At 37.2% G+C, this 18,854-nt stretch carries 15 protein-coding genes; 4 read left to right on the plus strand and 11 right to left on the minus strand.

Annotation, left to right across the window (positions count from 1 at the left end; genetic code table 11):
* Positions 1–77: 77 nt before the first annotated feature.
* The 3 genes from istB to NSQ43_RS15820 form a co-directional block, all read right to left on the minus strand.
* Positions 78–881, minus strand: coding sequence for an IS21-like element helper ATPase IstB (gene istB / locus NSQ43_RS15810; RefSeq protein ID WP_339251752.1), 804 nt, complete (start codon positions 879–881; stop codon positions 78–80).
* Positions 881–2,410 (minus strand): IS21 family transposase, encoded by a 1,530-nt coding sequence (gene istA / locus NSQ43_RS15815; protein ID WP_339251754.1) that lies wholly within the window; start codon positions 2,408–2,410, stop codon positions 881–883. Before istA ends, istB begins: the two co-directional genes overlap by 1 nt.
* 182 nt (positions 2,411–2,592) lie before the next feature.
* Positions 2,593–2,850: a hypothetical protein gene (locus NSQ43_RS15820; protein WP_339251756.1), complete on the minus strand. Its 258-nt coding sequence runs from the start codon at positions 2,848–2,850 to the stop codon at positions 2,593–2,595.
* Positions 2,851–3,494: 644 nt separating this feature from the next.
* Between NSQ43_RS15820 and NSQ43_RS15825 the strand changes: the two genes are divergently transcribed.
* From NSQ43_RS15825 to NSQ43_RS15840, 4 genes are all read left to right on the plus strand, one after another.
* Positions 3,495–4,334, plus strand: coding sequence for a nuclease-related domain-containing protein (locus NSQ43_RS15825; RefSeq protein WP_339251758.1), 840 nt, complete (start codon positions 3,495–3,497; stop codon positions 4,332–4,334).
* Positions 4,335–4,392: 58 nt separating this feature from the next.
* On the plus strand, positions 4,393–6,468 hold the full coding sequence (locus NSQ43_RS15830) for an ATP-binding protein (RefSeq protein ID WP_339251760.1): 2,076 nt from the start codon (positions 4,393–4,395) through the stop codon (positions 6,466–6,468).
* A gap of 620 nt (positions 6,469–7,088) precedes the next feature.
* A complete protein-coding gene (locus NSQ43_RS15835; protein ID WP_339251762.1) occupies positions 7,089–8,516 on the plus strand; it encodes an ATP-binding protein in 1,428 nt (475 codons plus the stop codon).
* A 4-nt stretch (positions 8,517–8,520) separates the two neighbouring features.
* Entirely contained in the window at positions 8,521–9,534 is a 1,014-nt protein-coding gene (locus NSQ43_RS15840) for a hypothetical protein (RefSeq protein ID WP_339251764.1), read from the plus strand.
* 529 nt (positions 9,535–10,063) lie between these two features.
* Here the strand turns inward: NSQ43_RS15840 and NSQ43_RS15845 are convergent.
* The 8 genes from NSQ43_RS15845 to NSQ43_RS15880 form a co-directional block, all read right to left on the minus strand.
* Positions 10,064–11,074: an NADH:flavin oxidoreductase/NADH oxidase gene (locus NSQ43_RS15845; RefSeq protein WP_339251766.1), complete on the minus strand. Its 1,011-nt coding sequence runs from the start codon at positions 11,072–11,074 to the stop codon at positions 10,064–10,066.
* Positions 11,075–11,143: 69 nt separating this feature from the next.
* Positions 11,144–12,181 carry a 2-dehydropantoate 2-reductase gene (locus tag NSQ43_RS15850; RefSeq protein ID WP_339251768.1) on the minus strand — a complete coding sequence of 346 codons (1,038 nt, stop codon included), beginning with the start codon at positions 12,179–12,181 and terminating at the stop codon, positions 11,144–11,146.
* A 24-nt stretch (positions 12,182–12,205) separates the two neighbouring features.
* Positions 12,206–13,339: a M20 family metallopeptidase gene (locus NSQ43_RS15855; RefSeq protein WP_339251770.1), complete on the minus strand. Its 1,134-nt coding sequence runs from the start codon at positions 13,337–13,339 to the stop codon at positions 12,206–12,208.
* 74 nt (positions 13,340–13,413) lie between these two features.
* Positions 13,414–14,448 (minus strand): TRAP transporter substrate-binding protein DctP, encoded by a 1,035-nt coding sequence (gene dctP / locus NSQ43_RS15860; RefSeq protein WP_339251772.1) that lies wholly within the window; start codon positions 14,446–14,448, stop codon positions 13,414–13,416.
* Positions 14,449–14,487: 39 nt separating this feature from the next.
* A complete protein-coding gene (locus NSQ43_RS15865) occupies positions 14,488–15,012 on the minus strand; it encodes a TRAP transporter small permease (RefSeq protein WP_339251774.1) in 525 nt (174 codons plus the stop codon).
* A 15-nt stretch (positions 15,013–15,027) separates the two neighbouring features.
* Complete coding sequence (locus NSQ43_RS15870) at positions 15,028–16,302, minus strand: TRAP transporter large permease (RefSeq protein ID WP_339251776.1); 1,275 nt, start codon at positions 16,300–16,302, stop codon at positions 15,028–15,030.
* 21 nt (positions 16,303–16,323) lie between these two features.
* Positions 16,324–17,997 (minus strand): M28 family peptidase, encoded by a 1,674-nt coding sequence (locus tag NSQ43_RS15875; protein WP_339251778.1) that lies wholly within the window; start codon positions 17,995–17,997, stop codon positions 16,324–16,326.
* Positions 17,998–18,066: 69 nt separating this feature from the next.
* Positions 18,067–18,846 carry an SDR family oxidoreductase gene (locus NSQ43_RS15880; protein ID WP_339251780.1) on the minus strand — a complete coding sequence of 260 codons (780 nt, stop codon included), beginning with the start codon at positions 18,844–18,846 and terminating at the stop codon, positions 18,067–18,069.
* Between the last annotated feature and the right edge of the window lie 8 nt (positions 18,847–18,854).

Consider the following 18,854-nt stretch of genomic DNA (forward strand, 5'->3'; position numbering starts at 1 on the left):
AATTGAGCCAGAGCGATCACATCAAAAGTGAGCCACTTTATTCTTTTGATTCCCCAGTATTGGGGAATTATGGATGTTTATGATTCTGGCCCCGAGGGGCCAGAATCATAAACATCGCGCGCGCCTTCAACCCCCTGATTTGCTTGTCGGAGGCTTTGTCTGAATCGATAAGATTCGCCATTTAACAGGTGGATGTGAGATCGATGTGTTAAACGATCAAGCAACGCAGCTGTCATTTTTTCATCTCCAAAGATGGTAGTCCATTCTGAGAATTCCAGATTGGTGGTAATGATGACGCTCGCGCGTTCATAACGTCCCGAGAAAAACTGGAATAGTAATTCCGCACCGGTTCTTGAAAAGGGGACATAGCCTAACTCATCCACAATGATCACATCATATTTGAGCCACTTCTTCTCAAAAGCACCTCGTTTGTGTTCTTCGTTAGCCATCAAAAGCTCTTCCACCAGTTCAGCTGCCGTAATGAATTTGACATTGAAACCATTCTGAATAAGTTCAATCCCCAGCCCAGTTGACAAATGAGACTTCCCAGTCCCACTGTTACCAAGAAAAATTATATTCTCCTTCTTTTCGATGAAATCTCCTTTGGCCAATGTCAGGAACCGATTTCGATTAAGACTTGGCATCAGGCTGAAATCATACATATCCAATGTCTTATGGACAGGGAACTTTGCCTGTTTTAGGCGTCGTTGTCGCTGATTTTCCTCTCTGGTCGCCACCTCTACCTCCAATAATGCAAGTAGATACTCCTCGTAGCTCAAATTTCTTTCTTCAGCTTCCCGTGCAAGTGACCGATATTGTCTGGCGACTGACGGCATACGAAGTTGTTTTGTCATATGGTCTAAAAGTAATTCAGTTGTCATTATGAGCGACCTCCCAGTAATTGTTCGTATTTCTCCACATTGGTCTTTTGGACTTTATACTCCAATAGATTTGTGGGTGTCTTTTTCTGGGGTAGTTGGTCAAACTCGACAACACCATTGGTGTTCCTTTGGATGATTTCGTGGACTACCTCATATCTGTATACCTGCGTCTGTTCCGCTTCCTGTAAGGCTTTCGTCAACCCTTCCATTCCGATTTCCCGATGGAGCAGAAGTAGTCTGATAAACTTTCGATCTCCTTCTGCTCCCTCCTGTTCCCTCATCTTACGATGAAAATTTCGGAACACCTCGGGGATTGCATCTGATTGGAATGCATGGGCATCCCTAATGGCACGTGGCTTTTTCAATAAGATATCTAAGTAGTGATCCAAAATGGTGATCCTATCATAACGATCATTAGAACGAATATGTTCAGCGATCACTTGATTTTGAGCCACGACTATCACACGATCGACAAAAATTTTTGCCCATACGGCCTGTCCTACAAAATGAGTTGGTACAGAATATTGATTTGTGTCCACTGTAATTAGCGATGTCTTATCGACCTGGCAGGATAGAAGCCTGCATGCTTCAAAACGGTCTACCGGTAGGGGGTGCAATTTGGACTTTTCCTTTTCCCACACTTCTTTGACCGTTTCTTTTGAATGCGGCACCATTCGTTTTTCCGCGTCGCGCAGACACCATTTCAAAAGGTATTCATTCAATTCCTCCATGGATTGGACTTGTGGATAGGGAACAAGGGCATTCCTTCTGACATATCCAACCGTCCCTTCCACACGCCCTTTTTCATTACCCTTCCGAACATTGGCGAACTCGGCTTTGAAAAGATAATGAGCCTGTAGGGCCAAGAAAGCTTCCTGTTCCAATCGTTCCCTGCCCTTAAGTATCTTCACGACAGCTGTTTTCAGATTATCGAATAATCCTTCCGTTGGGACGCCTCCAAAAAATTCAAATGCATGAACAAAACCATCCAAAAAAGCCTCTTGTTTACCGTGTAGATACGCCCTGACAAATCGCAGACGACTTGCCGAAAGCTGTATGCAGAAGAGGTATATGCGTTGCGTTCGACCCTGTAGTATAATGTCCGCCTCTCCCCAGTCGAATTGGAATTGGTGGCCGATTTGAAACTCAAGTGGAATAAAGGCTTCTTGGAGTTTTTTCTTGCGCTTTGCGACAATCTTTCTAATATTGGATTCTGATCCCTTAAAGTCATATTCCTCTTCTAATCTACGGAAGATATTCGCGGCAGTATGTTTCTGTTTTGACCAGGTCTTAAGATCATCTTCAAGCCATTGATCAATGATAGGAAGAATTCGCTTGGTTTCATCCGAGTATTCTTTCTTTCCGTGAACCGTCTGTCGTTGAATCGTTGTCGGAGGCTTCGCCCCTTCTTTTAGGTACTTACTGACCGTGTTTCTTGATATTTCCAGCTTCTTTGCGATTTGTCTTTCGGATAGTCCTTCAACCTCTTTTAAAAATTTGATACGATGATATTGAGCCATGTCGATCATCCTTTTTTCCTCCCTATGTAGAAAGCTTGAGCACTCTCTATCATAAGGAAGGTTAGTAGAATTGGAAATCGGGTGGCTCATTTTATATGTGATCGAAACGTAGATTAGTGGCTCAATACTAGATTATCAAATACAATTGACTCATTGGTAAGATCCTTTCTATTACCGCCTCTTTATTTGGATTATACAGCTGCCCAAACCCCCCATCTTACGGAATATACAAAACCCTCATTTTGAAGATCAAGTTTCGCATATCTAATCCGATTACGTAGTATCGTATCGTACTTATCACCATCCACCAGTGATTCCTTATCAGCCCACGGAAATGACTTTTCCACTTTTTCATAGACTTCATCGACTGATAATTCTCCAGACCTTTTAAGCACGTATAAGATAAATGCTTTTAACACTTGACGGGCTGGTATCTTTTTGTCATCCAATTTCATTCCTCATTTCTATTATTTTATTGATTCTAAGTCTATTGTACTCAAACCAGCCTGGACTTTTGCGTGACAATAAAAGACACTTCGGGACATAGTAGCATTCCGATCAACCGCTTGAGTAAGATACCCTTGAATGTGAGGAGAACACAGGCATCTATACTAGACGAAAAATCGAGGTAGAAAGCACGTTCGGTCATATCAAGGGCAGTCGGCCCGCAGCTAAAATCTGCGGAACAAAAATGGTGGCAGAAGAAAACAAATCTTTTACCGCCATTTTTATTTTAGGGGCTTATTGGACAGCCTCTTCTTCATAGTTTGCCTTTTAATTTTGCTTCTCTTCTTAGAGATTTTGTTGTAGGAAGAACTGAATATATAATTCTTTCAACAACTGGTGTAGAAAGTATCAGCCCAAAGAGTACGTATGTATTTGCACTTTTAAAAACCATCCAATATAAAACAACCCAACGAATAGAAAAAATAATGCAATTCCATTTGAGACTTTCCTTCTATCTTTTTTGTCATTTCGGTCACCCTCCTCTACCGGCTTTTGCTCTATTAATCAGCTAACAACACAATAATTGTAGTTAATTTTCCTACTATTAGTTACAATTAAAGTATATCAAATTAGCAAGGAGAAGATTATGTTATTATTTCTAAACTTTTTTAAAAAGAAAGAGAATAAGAAAGAGGACAAATCAAAAACAGTTAGTAGGATCCCATCAAAACCCAAAAAGGCGAATCAACGGGTTACTGCAGAGAGAATAGGTGAATTAGGAGAGTACAAAATTAATATTCAACTTGATCAGCTACCAAAGGAATATTACTACCTAAGCGATCTCCTCGTTAAAAATCCCAAAGCCAAGTCAGGTTATTCACAAATTGACCATGTGGTATTAACTCCATACGGTATCTTTGCCATTGAAACTAAAAACTATCAGGGGACCATCTATGGAGGGAAGGAGCGCAAAACATGGTTGGTTAATGGAAAGTTCAAAATGATGAACCCATTTGTGCAAAACTATGGGCATATACAAGCATTAAAATCATTTATTGATGAGAAATACCATGATTTATTTATCTCCATGGTATCTTTTACAAAACGCTGCACATTTAAAGTCGACTTAGATTACCGTAAAATAGCATCTAACGAACTTATTGTGTATGACGTCGAGTTATCAGAGTTTATCCATCGGAAAGTGTCGGTTTTGAAAATTCATCATAAAGAACCTTTGCTCACTGAAAGTGACATCATAACAATTTTCAACGCCTTTTCAACAGCAAATATTACTGACCCAATAGCGAGAGAGGATCATAACCGTTTATTAGGAACGCATGTTTCAGTAAAGAAAACCGACACGAGTTTTAGTTGTTCAGTTTGTAATAAACCTGTTTCTAATAAAGTTAAAGAGTATTGTTTATCAAACGATAAATTTAAAGGTAACATCTATTGTTATGAACATCAGAAGATGGTTCAAAAATAGAAATCAAGGTGACAAGATACGTGAAGCATAATAATGCACATTAATTGGGGGGAGTAAAATGTCATTGCTTAATATAAATGCTGTACATACATATATACAAATAGTACAAAATTCAAAGAAACCGTTAGAAGTAATTAGGGAAGCTATAGCAAACGCTTATGATAACGGGGCAAGTTACTTGGATATTATTGTGGAATATGAAAAGGAAAAAGACACCATAAATATTTCTTTCTGTGATGATGGATCAGGGATAGAAAAAGAAGGAATAGAAGTATATATATTTGGGTTAGGAAACTCCACTAAAAGTGATTCCGATGGTTATATTGGAAACAAGGGTGTCGGTACTTTACTATTTCTTAAGTCAAAAAAAGTGACAGTTACATCATTTTTTAATGGGAATGGCGCCCGACAAATTTGGACTGAACCGTATAGTTCTCTCTTAAAGTATAGAAATAATATTGAAGATGTAACCCGTGAGGATTTAGGTCTTAGTGCCCCCGAAAAATTCCCATATTCCGGGAAAGCAAATGGGACAAAAATAGAAATAAAAGGGTTCCTGCATAAAAATCCGCTTGAATATCATCATGAAAATTTGAAGGATTTTATACTCTGGTTTACTAAGATTGGATCATTCGAAAAAGACATAAAACTTATAAGTAGTAAACCTTTTATTGTAAATCTCAAAGGACTAGAGTTTAGTGAAAATAAGAGTGCCGCTTCTATTAATGAGCAAGATATCATAGATACAGGAAAAGATACTTTTATAAACCGAAACAAAATTAAAACCAGAGAATCTTTTGAATCCATCAAGTTGGGGTTCTCTTTCCCTACATTGTCTGATGAGGATGAACTTATTAACCACATTAATCACATAAACCTATCAGGTTGTTCGGATGAAAATATAAAAAAAGAAATTAAAAAAATAATCAAGAAAAATCTTGTACTTAAATTCAATAGTGAAGAGGATGGTTTTGAAGACTTAAAGTTTACATACAAAGATAGTTTAAGCGTAGACAAGACAGCTGAAATAGAATTTGTTGTATATAGGATTGGCGAAACAGCGAGAATTAATCACAATAAAATGATTAAGGGTTCTACAAATCAAACTCCAAGCTATAAATATTTAGTTAGTGAAAGATACGGAATATATATTGCAAAAGATTATATACCAGTCCAATCAATTAACTCTGAATTACAAAGTATTGGTGGCGGAGGACATGGATACACACAATACTTAGGTTTTTTTAACTCGCAAGCAATCGATTTAACCATAGATCGTACTGGAGCGGCTACAATTGACGAAGAACTGCAGATTAAGTTGATGAATCGTATTAATAAGATTATGAAGCAAATTGATCGAAAAGTTAATGATTACATCGAGGATATTACTACATCAATTTACTCCCAATTAAACGATAGACCTGAAATCGATAATGTAGAGGATAATACTGAAACTACCTCAGGTAATCAAGGTGTTGCTAATAGTGAAGCAGAAGCTGCAAATGTAAGCGATGAACAAGAAAACAGAAATACAGAAATTGATAACAATCAAGAAAATAATGAAGACAACAATGATACTGGTTCAACTTTTAGTGTAGAAGTCCAGCGTTTGGAAAGACAAGAAAAATTTTTGAGGAAAGTAGGAAGAATTCATCGTATTAAATTAAAGAAGAACTTATCTTCCATTACACTTGAGAATAAAAAGATTGTAATAAGTGAACCAAATAATGAGTCAGAATTGTATGGTGTGCTTATGCAAGTAACAACCCTGAGACCTGACCTCTTGGATTTTTCGATTTTAGACTATAATACAACAAATGGTATCGACATCCTCGCCAGGGATGGAAATCTTCCAGAAACAAATTTCAGTGATTTATTTCATGTAGAATTAAAGTTAGTTCTAAAAACTAACTTTAACCACCTACTCACGGATGCAAAATATATTGTTTGTTGGACAATACATGAAGACTTAAGAAGTCGTATGCTATTAAAAGATAAATTTCAAAATCATTATAGGTTAGACCGTGATATGGATGGGTTTGTACTTGTTTGCAACAATCCAGGACATACGGTTAAAATCATTGAACTTAAAGATATAATCGAAAGGCAATTTGGCCAATTCTCAGCTAACTGAGACAAAAAATGATGCCAAGCTCTGGAACAGCCGAATTCAATGATGAGAACATGGTAATTACATTATGTAAATACGATTCAACATTCAATATGCCGACCGAATCGTCAATCTTTTTTTTAGTAATATCTGCTTTGATAGTTTTTACCGACATACTTTTTTGCGCTAATAGTTAATGTGCCGACGATTGAGCGGTGCCATATGGTTGTAAAACTATGTACTTTTATTGTGCATAATACGGATTGGAAGAAATAATATGTTTAATATATTAATATCCGATAACGAATTAATAATTGTAAGAGCAAAAGATGGTTTTGGAATATAAAGAGGAACTTTTCAAAGCATCAGAAAAAGAAAGTGTAATTGTAAATGGTAGGTTCGTATGTGCTTTTGGAAGTCCTAATTTTGAGGCTTAGCCTGAAATCAAAAAGGTACCAGGTTCCAATCGGAACCTGGTATCCTAAAATTTACAAGAAATTTTTTATTAGGGGAACCAACGCTTTATCACGTCAAAATAAACTAATCGAATACTGGTAAGCTTCTGTATTTTCCTTTGCATTATTATGTACTTTTATCTTGCAAAACACACTCAGTATTAAGAATTTTGGAAAGTAGGTAGGTTCATGCAATTGATGTCCTTGTATATAAAAGAATACAAACTCTTGGATGATTGCCAAGTTGTATTTGTTCCAGAGGGGGGTTATCCGGAACATTATTACGAGTATTTCAGCAACAATAATTTTACGATCTTGGTAGGTGAAAACGGCAACGGGAAGACTACTCTAATGAGTTTTCTTGCAAATATGTTTAATGACCTTCAAAGATACCATGATAGAATTGCTTCTGATTTTTGTTTGAAATATAAGATTGAACATAGTAATGAAACAAGGGTGGTAATAATTGAAAAGGATGAAGGACAAGTTTTTATTACTGTAGAGAACCTTCTTCCTAAATCAGTTTTAATTGAGCTTCACCCTCGTAATGGGTATATGCCAAAAGAAAATCAAATTCACTTTGAACACAAGGTGACTTACGAGGAAATTAGGAATTTCCTGCCAACCAAAATAATTACATCTGTTTTTTCATTTCATGGTGAATATCCGTTTAAACGGCCAAGTAATTTTATTGGAGATAGGTTAGTAGAGAATTATGATATATCGAATGTATATGGTGCTAACCATTTCAGGTTTTCATCCCTTTCTAAAGGAATATCAAAGTTCGTCGAAATTTATTTTCATAAAAGACACATAGTGGATGAATTACTTAGTCTTCTGAATATAAAATTCAGCAATAAAGTATTAATTCGAAATCGAGGCGAAACATTTCCACCTTATGGGCTGGATATTGATGATGAATATTTTGAGGATTTACTTACAGAAGAAGATAGGGAACGGATTAATGAATATAAATCTATAGATAGACTCATTAAGCAGTATTCCCAAGATGAAGATGATTGGGTTGTAGTGTGTGAAGAAAACTATGAATTCCTTATCAATTATGTAGAACAAGAATTGATTTATATGAATGATGTAGCTTTTGATAAAGACGGTGAAATTGTTTCTTTGGCTAATATGAGTTCTGGTGAAAAAATGTTTTTTATAAGAATCTTATCTTTACTGTCCACAATTGAAAATCACTCATTAATTGTTATCGAAGAGCCAGAATTGCACTTGAATCCTTCTTGGACTAAACAGATAATCACTATGTTGCAAATGCTATTTGGAGAATATAAGGTGCATTTTTTAATATCTACACATAGTTATGCCTTTATTAATACTGTATTTCCTGAAAACATCTTATTTGCAAATCAAAAGAGATTCACCAATGCAGATCCAAATATAAATACCTTTTTAGCAAATGAAGTTGAAATTAGCAACCTGTTTTTTGCTAATTCAAAGAAAGTAAATTATGTTGAGAATATCCTTTGGAAGAAAATTGAAGATGCAAGTGAAGAGGAATTAGAGAAGATAATTGAGTATTTAGGAGAATCATATACCAAGTTTAAAGCCTTCAATATATTATTACAAAAACAAGGAAACACAAAGGAATAATCAAATGTGGCACATAAAAAATGATATAAATAAACACTACCTTCAAACTTTCGAACGAGAGATTATACTTCCATACCTTCAAATGATTAGCGATGTTGTTACTGAGATTGAAACAGGTCGAATTAATAAGCCATTACAAAGAATTGATATTTGGAAAGACACGGAAATATTTACAACTGCAACTGATGACAAAAAGAATTTATTTGTTTATATAATGGAGAAAACGGTATCGGGGAAGAAGTTACAAGACCTCTTTATTTCAATGGCGGAAAGATTTGATTCGATTGCTGTCGAAAATATTATTAAACTATACAAAGAGCAAAATAGACATGTATATTCCGGTAACTATAACTTTCCCCTAGTACAAATTGATGAACTCTTTAAAGATTTGTTTGTAGTTTATTTTTATAATACCTTTTTTGCGGATGAATATATCTGGAGTACCATGGTTGGAGAACGGTATAATCGGAAAGCGTTTCATAGAAATTTTAAATCTGAAAATAAGATGGTTGTTTGTCCATATTGTGATATTGATACCGCGGTCACAGTCTCAAATAACAACATAGAACATTTTTTACCAAAGTCAAAATTTCCATTGATAGCTATGAATCCATTTAACTTACTTTCTTCCTGTATTGCATGTAATAAAGCTGATGAAGGTAAAGGAGATCGGATACCTGATTACCCAATACTATCCCCATATAATGAGATGATAGGAGATTTCGCATCATTTGATGTGGATTTTTTATCAAAAAAAATCACATTAAGTAATGTTGGAAAAACCCGACACGATAACTATTTCAAATTTTTAAAGCTATATTCAAGATATTCAGATCCCATTGTTTATGAATGTGTTGACCATGCGGCCCAGAGTCTATTTGAAACATTATCTAATTACAAAGCACCTTCAAAAAGTGTAATAGACTTATATATTCGTAGAAACCAAAAAATGAATAACCTTTCTTTTGCCTTAAAATCGGTAATTAGCAATTATCCAGAATATAATGCTCTGAAGTAACCCTTTTATCGTAAGCCCCCAATCAAATGACGCATATTTTGAAACGCATCTCCTTGTATGATTGATATATCAACTTGAAGGAGGTGCTTTTCTAATGCCACAAAAACCATTAACCATAGTCCTCGTGCGTGGAGGAGCGTATCAATACTGAAGTTCAAAACATCTACATTATTTGTGGAAAAACCGATATGTGGAAAGGGATAGACGTTTTGGCTACTTATTCAAGACTCTTTCGAGCTGAATCCGTGCAATTCCATCTTTCTCTTCGCGGGATTGAAAGAGAATCGGTATAAATGTCTTTATTTTGACGGTGGCGGCTTCGCCATGTAAGCGATTGGTAACGGAACGTTACAATCGCATTGCCACGTCATTTGTTCACGGTGACACCAGTCCTCGCTCATTTGTTATATTCCACGTTTCGTAAATATGATTTCACGTACCAGTTATGGTTCCTATTTACTTATATTACATAAGTTCACCATACAAAAAGAAGCCTGTCAAAAATCAATGACAGGCTTCCCATTTCATCTCAATATCCCAAATTGTATTCCCCCGGCATCTCTAACTCAACACCCAATTCAACAGCCGCCTCTTTTGCCCAGTAAGGATGTCGTAGCTGCCCCTTCCCTATGCTAATCAAATCAGCCATGCCTTCCTGTAAAATCATTTCGGCTACTTTAGGATCTCGCAATTCCCCTACTGAAATCGTAGGCACATTAAAATGATTTCGAATTTCATTTGAATATGACGATTGATACCCTGGGTAAACATGCGGCCGATGAATTGAATTGCCTCCCGTAGAAACGTCTAATATATCCACGCCACAATCTATAAATTGCGGGATCAACTTCTTCATAAAAGTAAAATCATAACCATCTGGATGATACTCTCTGGCTGAAATACGTAAAATCAATGGCATCTCGGACGGCATTTCACTTTTCACTGCTTCGATTACTTCTTTTGAAAACTTGGAAGGATGTCCATACTCATCGGAACGCTTATTGGATATCGGAGATATAAACTGATGCATTAGATATCCATGTGCTCCGTGAAGTTCGATTGCATCAAATCCCGCTTCGACAGCTCTCTTCGCTCCTTCTGCAAATCGCTCTATAATTTGGTGGATTTCATCTACTTTTAGTTCGCGTGGAGTGGGCCTACCATCAGAAAAAGGAATACTGGAAGGGGCAACAAGATCTCCTCCTTTAATGGTCGACTTCCTTCCTGCGTGGGCAATCTGAATTGCTGTTTTTGCCCCATACTTATGAATTTCTTCATTGATTTCTTTAAAGCGATCACGCTGCACATCCGAATAAATCCCCAAGCAGTTTTCAGTTATTCGACCCCTTGGTTCTACATTCACCATCTCTGTCATAATCAACCCTGTTCCCCCGATCGCACGAGAAACTAAATGAATTAGATGCCATTTATTTGGCTCACCTGATTGATTTTCAGCTTTATACTGGCACATAGGTGATAAAACAACCCGATTTCTTAACTCAAGATTTTTTAATTTATAGGGTTCGAAAAGTTTAGCCATATTATCACACACTTTCTATATTAATTTAGAATCTTTCCTCTCAAAAAACTCCAAACTCAGTTCCCCTTTTCACTTATATATCGAATCATTCTTCTCCAACAAAATCTCTAAATTCCCCAATCCAAATTCACGTTTTCCTTCTTCAATTTCATTTAATAATGACAGCAGTAATTTAGTAAGCGGCATTTCAATGTTAGCCCTCTCTGCTATTGTGAAGATAGGTTTAAAATGATAAGGTTTCTCGGTTCTTCGTTTGCGGACTGCGATGTCACGCCAAATTCCACTTCGGACCTTTGAATAACCTTGTAATCGTTTAACATGAATGTCTAATTGCGCATTCATTTTTTCATTGTCTCGGGATTCGATTGGATACGCGTCTTTCGGATCCCAATCATCGAATTTCACAGTTTCAATATTCATATAGTCTGCAACAGCCAAGACTTCGCTGGCAAGATTCATAAGCATTTGACGATAACGGTGATTGGCAAATATATCTGCCATTATTTCATTTGTTAATGCCGTTGCAGTAAGAATTGCACCGTAAGCTAGCTTTGCCCATAAATACCCCAACACATTTTCGCTTATACGAACGTCCTCAAGATCACTTAACTCTTGCTCGAGACGTTTTAATCTTTCACTAATTGTACCGTCTAATTCTCCAATTGAAACAGAACCTTTACCACCATAACTGATTACCCCAGGTTCTATATAATCAGCGAAGATATTAACGAATCCTCCCACAGTACGATCTCTTCCAACGACTTCTTCAATGTCAATTTCACACAAACCATTTTGAATCGAGACGACGAAAGAATCTTCTTTTAATAGTGGGAGCAATGGTGTTAGGGCATCCTTGGTGAATTGTGCCTTCACACATAATAAAATACATTCAATCGGTTCTTGTCGTTGAACTATTTGATCGGGCGTTGCCGCTTTAATATTTACGAGCCAATCGTCCTCTTGTGTTTTAACTAACAGACCATCATTATTTATTTTATTCACATGTTCTTCTACAATATCGACTAATTCCACGTCTCGACCAGCCCTGGCCAATTGTGCACCTATGACGCCTCCGATAGCACCGGCCCCAACTACTGTAATCTTCATTGTTCACACTCCTTTTTTGGAAATTTAAGCAATTGCGATCAATGCTGCTAATAATGCTGTTCGTGGTACTAAATGTTCTTTATAAATATATTCTTCAAGGGTATGTGCCCCATCACCAACTGCCCCCAACCCATCAAGTGTGGGAACGTATTGTGAGATGATATTTCCATCGCTCGCACCGCCAACACTTGCTCTTGGCAAAGGGAGGTTTGCTTGAATCTCCATAAATTGCTTTGCTCGTTTATATAGCTCTTCAGTTTGAAGTGACGATTCCATAGGAGGTCGTGTAAATCCTCCTTCAATCGAAACTTTAATCTTGGAGTTAAAAGGAGTAATTTGAGTAATAAAGGTATCTATTTCGTTTAAATCTTCCATGGTTGACACGCGTACATCAATTTTTAATTCTGCGAAGTCCGGAATTGTATTTTTCGTTGTACCACCATGGATAACTCCACAATTCACAGTGATTCCACGCTTAAAATCGTTTAATTCTTGGAGTCTAATAACCTGGCGACTAATTTCTTCTATTGCATTTTCACCTTCTTCAGGGGCATTTCCAGCATGAGCTGACTTACCGTAAGCTTTGATCGTATAAGTGCCTACGCCTTTTCGTTCCATTTTTATAGCCCCTTCTTGTCCAAAAGATGGTTCGAGTACAAATGCAACCTTGCTATTTTTCGCCTCATTTATCAAGATCTCTTTTGATGTCGGACTTCCGACTTCTTCATCTGCATTAAATATAAATTTAATGCGTTTATTTCCGAGTCCATTCAATTCTACTAATGCATGTAATGCAAAAATGCCTTGTATTAACCCTGCTTTCATATCATAAATACCAGGACCGAAAATCTTACCTTCTTTTAGCCTATATGAATTGTGTTTAAGCGTATCAATTGGATGTACCGTATCAAAATGGCCAACGAGTAAAATTTGTTCATCTCCATCACCAACAGTACCAATCAGGTGATTACCGTATTGGTCATTTTTTACTTTCTCAATTGTCCCGCCGGTATAGTTAATAAACAGGTTAGAAATTATCTCTCCAAGCAGATCGTTTTGTTCTTTGAGAGATGTTGGACTTTCAATCTCTACGACCTCCTTTATAAGGTCTAAAAGCTGTTTTTCTTTATCCTGTATAAATTGAATGTACTGTTTCACTATGTTACTCCTTTCACCTCGCAATTTAACAAGAGCCGGCATAAAAGCCGACTCTTTTATACATTAATCAAGGATTAGTAGCCTTCATATGCCTCAAGAAACTGCTTATAGATTTCACGTGCTGGATAACCAGCTTTTTCTTGCTCTTCTAACCACTTTTCAGTTAATGGTGTTAGACGGCTTTTAACTTCCGCTACAACTTCATCCGAAACGTCGTAAATTTCCATTCCAGCTTCTTCTGCTAATTTCCAAGCTTCAACACTTGTATATTCTTTTATAAATTTACCAAGCTCTTCAGTTACTTCTTCACTTGCCTGATCAATAGCCGCTTGAATGTCGCTTGGTAGACTTTCGTATGTGTCGTTATTCATAGAGAAAACTCCACCCCAACCATTTAGTGGAAGGTTTTTGATCCCATACTTTAGAACTTCGGTAAACTGATAGTCTAACCATGAAGTGGTAGAACCCCAATATCCATCAACTGTTCCACGTCTTAAAGCCTCAAGTGATTCTGAAGCACTGATTGCTACAGGAGTGGAACCAATTGCAGCAGCTGCTTCATCGTGTAAACCGCCAGAAGAACGTAACTTTAATTGGGCCAATTCTTTAATTGATTCTGGTTTTGTATCTACTGTTGCAATAGTATATGGTTCCCAAACAACGGCCATAATCGGTTTGATACCTATTTTCTGTAGTTGCGACTTAAATGGTTCCTGTTTTAATACAGACCAATAAGCAGCGGTTCCAGCTTCTGGATCACTATATAAATCGGGTAGCATCGGGAAATCCATAATTGGGAGTGACTTTTCCATATAAAGCGTGTATCCAGCATCTAAAACTCCGCTTTGTACAAGGTTAAATGTATCTGCTGCTGCACCCATTTGAGAATTCGGATAATGTTCGAAAGTTACTCTTCCATCCGTTAACTCTTCAACGCGTTTCATCCAAGGGATAACTGCATTGACTGTTAAGTTATGATTCTCAGTTAGGTGTGTACCAAATTTCAGTACATACTTCTCGTCCTTCTCTTCGCTTTTCGACGAAGATTCACTACATGCAGATAAAACCAGCAAAAGCATAGCAACTAGCAAGATTGATAATTTCTTCATTCTGTTTCCCCCTATTTTTTATTAATGGTTAACCATAATTCATACATTGTCTGTTACTTCGCTAATTGATACGTTATTAACGCCTTTTTTTATAATTCTTCTCATGCAGACTACAAACTCGGCTATTAATCTTAATACTAAAACTGCAGATCCTAATGGCAACCAAATGTAAGCAAGCCAAATTGGCCATCGTATTAACCCTGAAGTCAAATTGTTGTTTTGGAATGCCGTAATGGTTCGCTCCAAACCTGTGTATCCAATAATCCCCATTATAAAAATACCGATGAGAAGTATCATAAGATAGGTTACGTTCCTTAAAGCTATTGGAAGTTTATTATGAATAAAGGTGATACTGATATGGCCTTTTTTCGCCCACGTATATCCAAATGCAAGAAAAATCATTGCCACCATTAAATAGTTTTCTACTAATACATAAGCACCTTTTATAGGAATATCAAATACTTGCCTCATCAATCCGTCTATCGCTACGATCACCATAACAGCGAAAAGCATAATGCAAGAAACTGCAATAAGGATCTTGTCAATATAATTAATGAATTTCATCTATCTCACCTCGATTCATAAGATTGACGTTAACCATGGGAAGAGGAAAAGTATTAATATTACGCCGAATTGTGCTGCCACAAATGGCATTACACCTTTAAAAGTCTCTTCCAACGATTCACCAGCGGTTCCCGATGCGACATAGCAGTTTAAACCAAGAGGAGGTGTAACTAATCCTGTTTCAGCTGCAGCTACAATCAAAATGGCAAACCAAATCACATCCACACCAAGTGCTTCCACAACTGGAATCGCAAGAGGTAGTGTTAAGTATAAAATAGCAACCTGATCCATGAACAAACCAAGGAACGCGTACAGTAAAACAAAAATCAAGACAATGTATATGGCTGCCATATCAAGTTCTGAGATGAAGACAACCAATTTTCTTGTAATCTGGGTTAATGTTAAGTAATATCCAAAAACCATGGCGCCGACAATAATTGCAAAAATCATCGTAGTTGTTTTAATAGTGTTTTGTAAGGCGACAAATACTTTTTGAAAAGATAACCTCTTCATGAACAATGGAATTAGGAAAGACCCTAAGGCTGCGACTCCCGCGGCTTCCGTAATAGTGACCCAACCGGAAAAAATGCTTAAAATAACAATGACCAATAATAATAAAATGGGCCATAAATCTTTCAACGAAGCGAGTTTTTCCATAAAAGGTACTTTCTCGTTCAAACGAGGAGCATCGCCCGGACGTTTTTTCACCCAGATTAGAACAACAATTATATAAACGATTGTTGTTAAAATCCCCGGTATAATGGCCGCTCTAAATAATTCGGTTATTGAATAGCCCGAAATCAATCCAAAGATAATCAATGTCCCACTCGGTGGAATCATAATTGCAAGTGTTCCACTCATACTTACAACTCCCATTGATAATCTGGTGGAATATCCGTGTTTATTCATTTCTGGCACAGCAGCCCCGGCTAACGTAGCTGCAGATGCTGTACTTGTCCCACTCAATGCGCCTAAACCAGCACCTGCTAAGACAGTTGCAATCGCCAATCCCCCTGGCAATCTACCAATCCATTTCTGTGCAACCCAAAATAAATCCTTTGTAATATTGCTTGTTGTTAAAAAGTTTGCCATTAAAATGAATAGTGGGATTGATAGAAAACTGTAGTGCGCCACTGACGTATAAGAGTTCGTTGAGAATATACCTAAAAGGGTGTTGAAATCAGCTACGAATAGTAACCCGATCGCCCCAGCCATAGCCATAGACAGGAAAACCGGTACGCCAAGGGCTAAAAATAAAAACAGCAAGACTATCCCTATATAAATTTCCATAGTTCTCCTCCCTTTAGTAATTTATTCGTTTAATATATACATAACATCTTTAACACCCTGTTTAAGAATAAAACTCACCTGATTTACTCGTCGTTGTATTTCTGTTACTAACATGAAATATGCCTTATCGTTTCGGTTATAGTCTTTCAATTCATGAATAGATGCTAATAATGGAACTGGCGGTAAAGGTAAAGCCGGATCCGGTTCAAATTCAGATATATTAACCTGCATCAGTCGAACAACCACCCGTGAAATTGATTTAATGAGTTCATTATTCTTTTGAATATCATCTTCTTTGCTCTGTTTAATTTTGGTGATCACTTTATCTGTTAGTTGATAAAACTCATTAAAATAGTGTTTTAATTTCTCTGTGTTAACTGAATCCTGAGCTAGTTTCATATAGTTTTCAATGAAACCTTTTAATTCCTCTACTCCTGAATGAATGTCCAACGGAATTAATTTATCATGACAACAACGATAGACAAATGACAAATAGACTTTGGCGTCTCGTTCAAGAATGGACTCATCAATTTTGTCGAACGTATCCTCCGTAGTATGCCACCACCATCCGAAGCCTGAACTATCCGGCCCATTATTGAACTGTTTAATCATATAGTAGGTGTCGAGCTTCTCTGGTGGGTTTTTCATTGGCTGGCCAGAGAAACCCATAAAAGCAGAGGGAACCCCTGCACCCCAAAAAGATTGATCTCCACTTCGTCCAAATGGCTTGCCTTTAAATGTTTGGCCTGTTTCTTCTTTAATAACTTCTGCAGCAATTTTTTTAGTCAATGCCATAATATTTCCTTCGGTAACAATCGTTGCGCCTTTTGCTCCAACCGAGTCAACGTTCACATGCAGTAAACAATTATCATAAATTTCATGGAAGTTTTGGTCGTAATAATGGGCCGATCCTGCATAACGACCATGAGAATGGCCAGACCAAAATGCAACTTTTAATGATCTTCGCAGTGGATATTGTGATATGATTCGCGCCACCTCAATCATAACTGCATTGGCAGTCCCGTTATCCATGGCACCATAATGCCAGGAATCAACATGGCCACTAAACAAAATATATTGATCCGAATCTTCTTCGCCTTCAATATCAGCTATCAAACTTGGAATCTTGCGCCATCCCTCATCAAGACGTGTAGTGATGTGGGCTTGCTTTTGTTCTTTTGCAGCTTCAATAATTTTCATCCCTGCGTTTTGCGCTACATTAAGAATATATAATCTAGGAATTTCATGGATTGTCTTTCTAGTCGGGTTCCCCCATACAGGGGAAACAATCATATTATGTACATACTCACCGTTGATAAATATGCACCCTTTAGCTCCCTTAATCATGGCTTTTTGCACTATTCCCCGCTCTGCAAAACCGTGTATAATTAGTGCTTTTCCAGTGCAGTCAAACAAGGGATCATCTAATAACATGTTATCCTCGATGTATAGCAAATTCAAACTCACACCATCTTCGCCAGTCGCTCCAGACATTGAAGTTGTTATACATGGGAAACTTACGCCATCGATTAACAGCTCCGATTTGAGCGGTAAACTTATAAATGCATCATGAAATTTTAAGGATGTTTTAATACCGAATGACCGAAGGGTCGATTCGATATATTTAAACGCTTTCAATTCATCTATTGACCCGGAATTACGTTCATACTGTGAAATATTGTATGTGTAATCCATTAGATATGAGGATTCCACATTGTTTGTTAGGTGTAAAGTAATAACTTGTCACTCCCATACTGAATCGTATTAATTGCTAATAGGAATAGTAAAATCTCCCGCACTATTGCCTCCATCGACGTAAATCGAGGAACCTGTTATGAAATCAGCTGCTTCAGAACATAAAAAAAGAATCGTCTGTGGAGCATCATTTGGTCCAGATGTACGCCCTAATGGAATTTTTCGGCACATCGCTTCGATATATTCATCACTTAAAGCATTTACTTCACTCCCTGGTGCAAAACCAGGGCTAACCGCATTAACACGGATTTTATATTCTGCTAATTCCATCCCAAAACCTCTTGTCATCATCTCCAATGCAGCTTTTGACATTGCGTAGGGAACTCCCCCAATTCTAGGGGTTTTGGCTGATTTTGATATAATATTAATGACAGATCCGGGCTTCTCTTCTTGAATTAATAACTCACTAAATTGCTTTGTCATGACAAATGGAGCACGGATGTTTAAATCCATAACTTGATCCCACCGACATAAATCGGTATCAAGTAATTTCCCATTGGGATAAATGCCAGCGTTATTAATAAGAATATCGGCGTATCCCCATTCACGCTGAACCTCTTTAAAAAAAATTTGTACACTGGTTTCTTCGGTTAGGTCAAATGTTGATAGTCGAACCCTATCTCCTTTAAATGCTTTAGTGAAGTTCAGTAGTTTATCTTCATCTATGTCAATCAGCCATAAATCTGCCCCAGCAAGATGAAACGCTTTACTAATCCAAGATCCAAACATCCCTGCCGCACCTGTAACGATCACTTTCTTATTTGTATAATTAAATGAAACAGTGGACATATCTGACC

It is taken from the genome of Sporosarcina sp. FSL W8-0480 (assembly GCF_037963765.1).
Lineage (GTDB): Bacteria > Bacillota > Bacilli > Bacillales_A > Planococcaceae > Sporosarcina.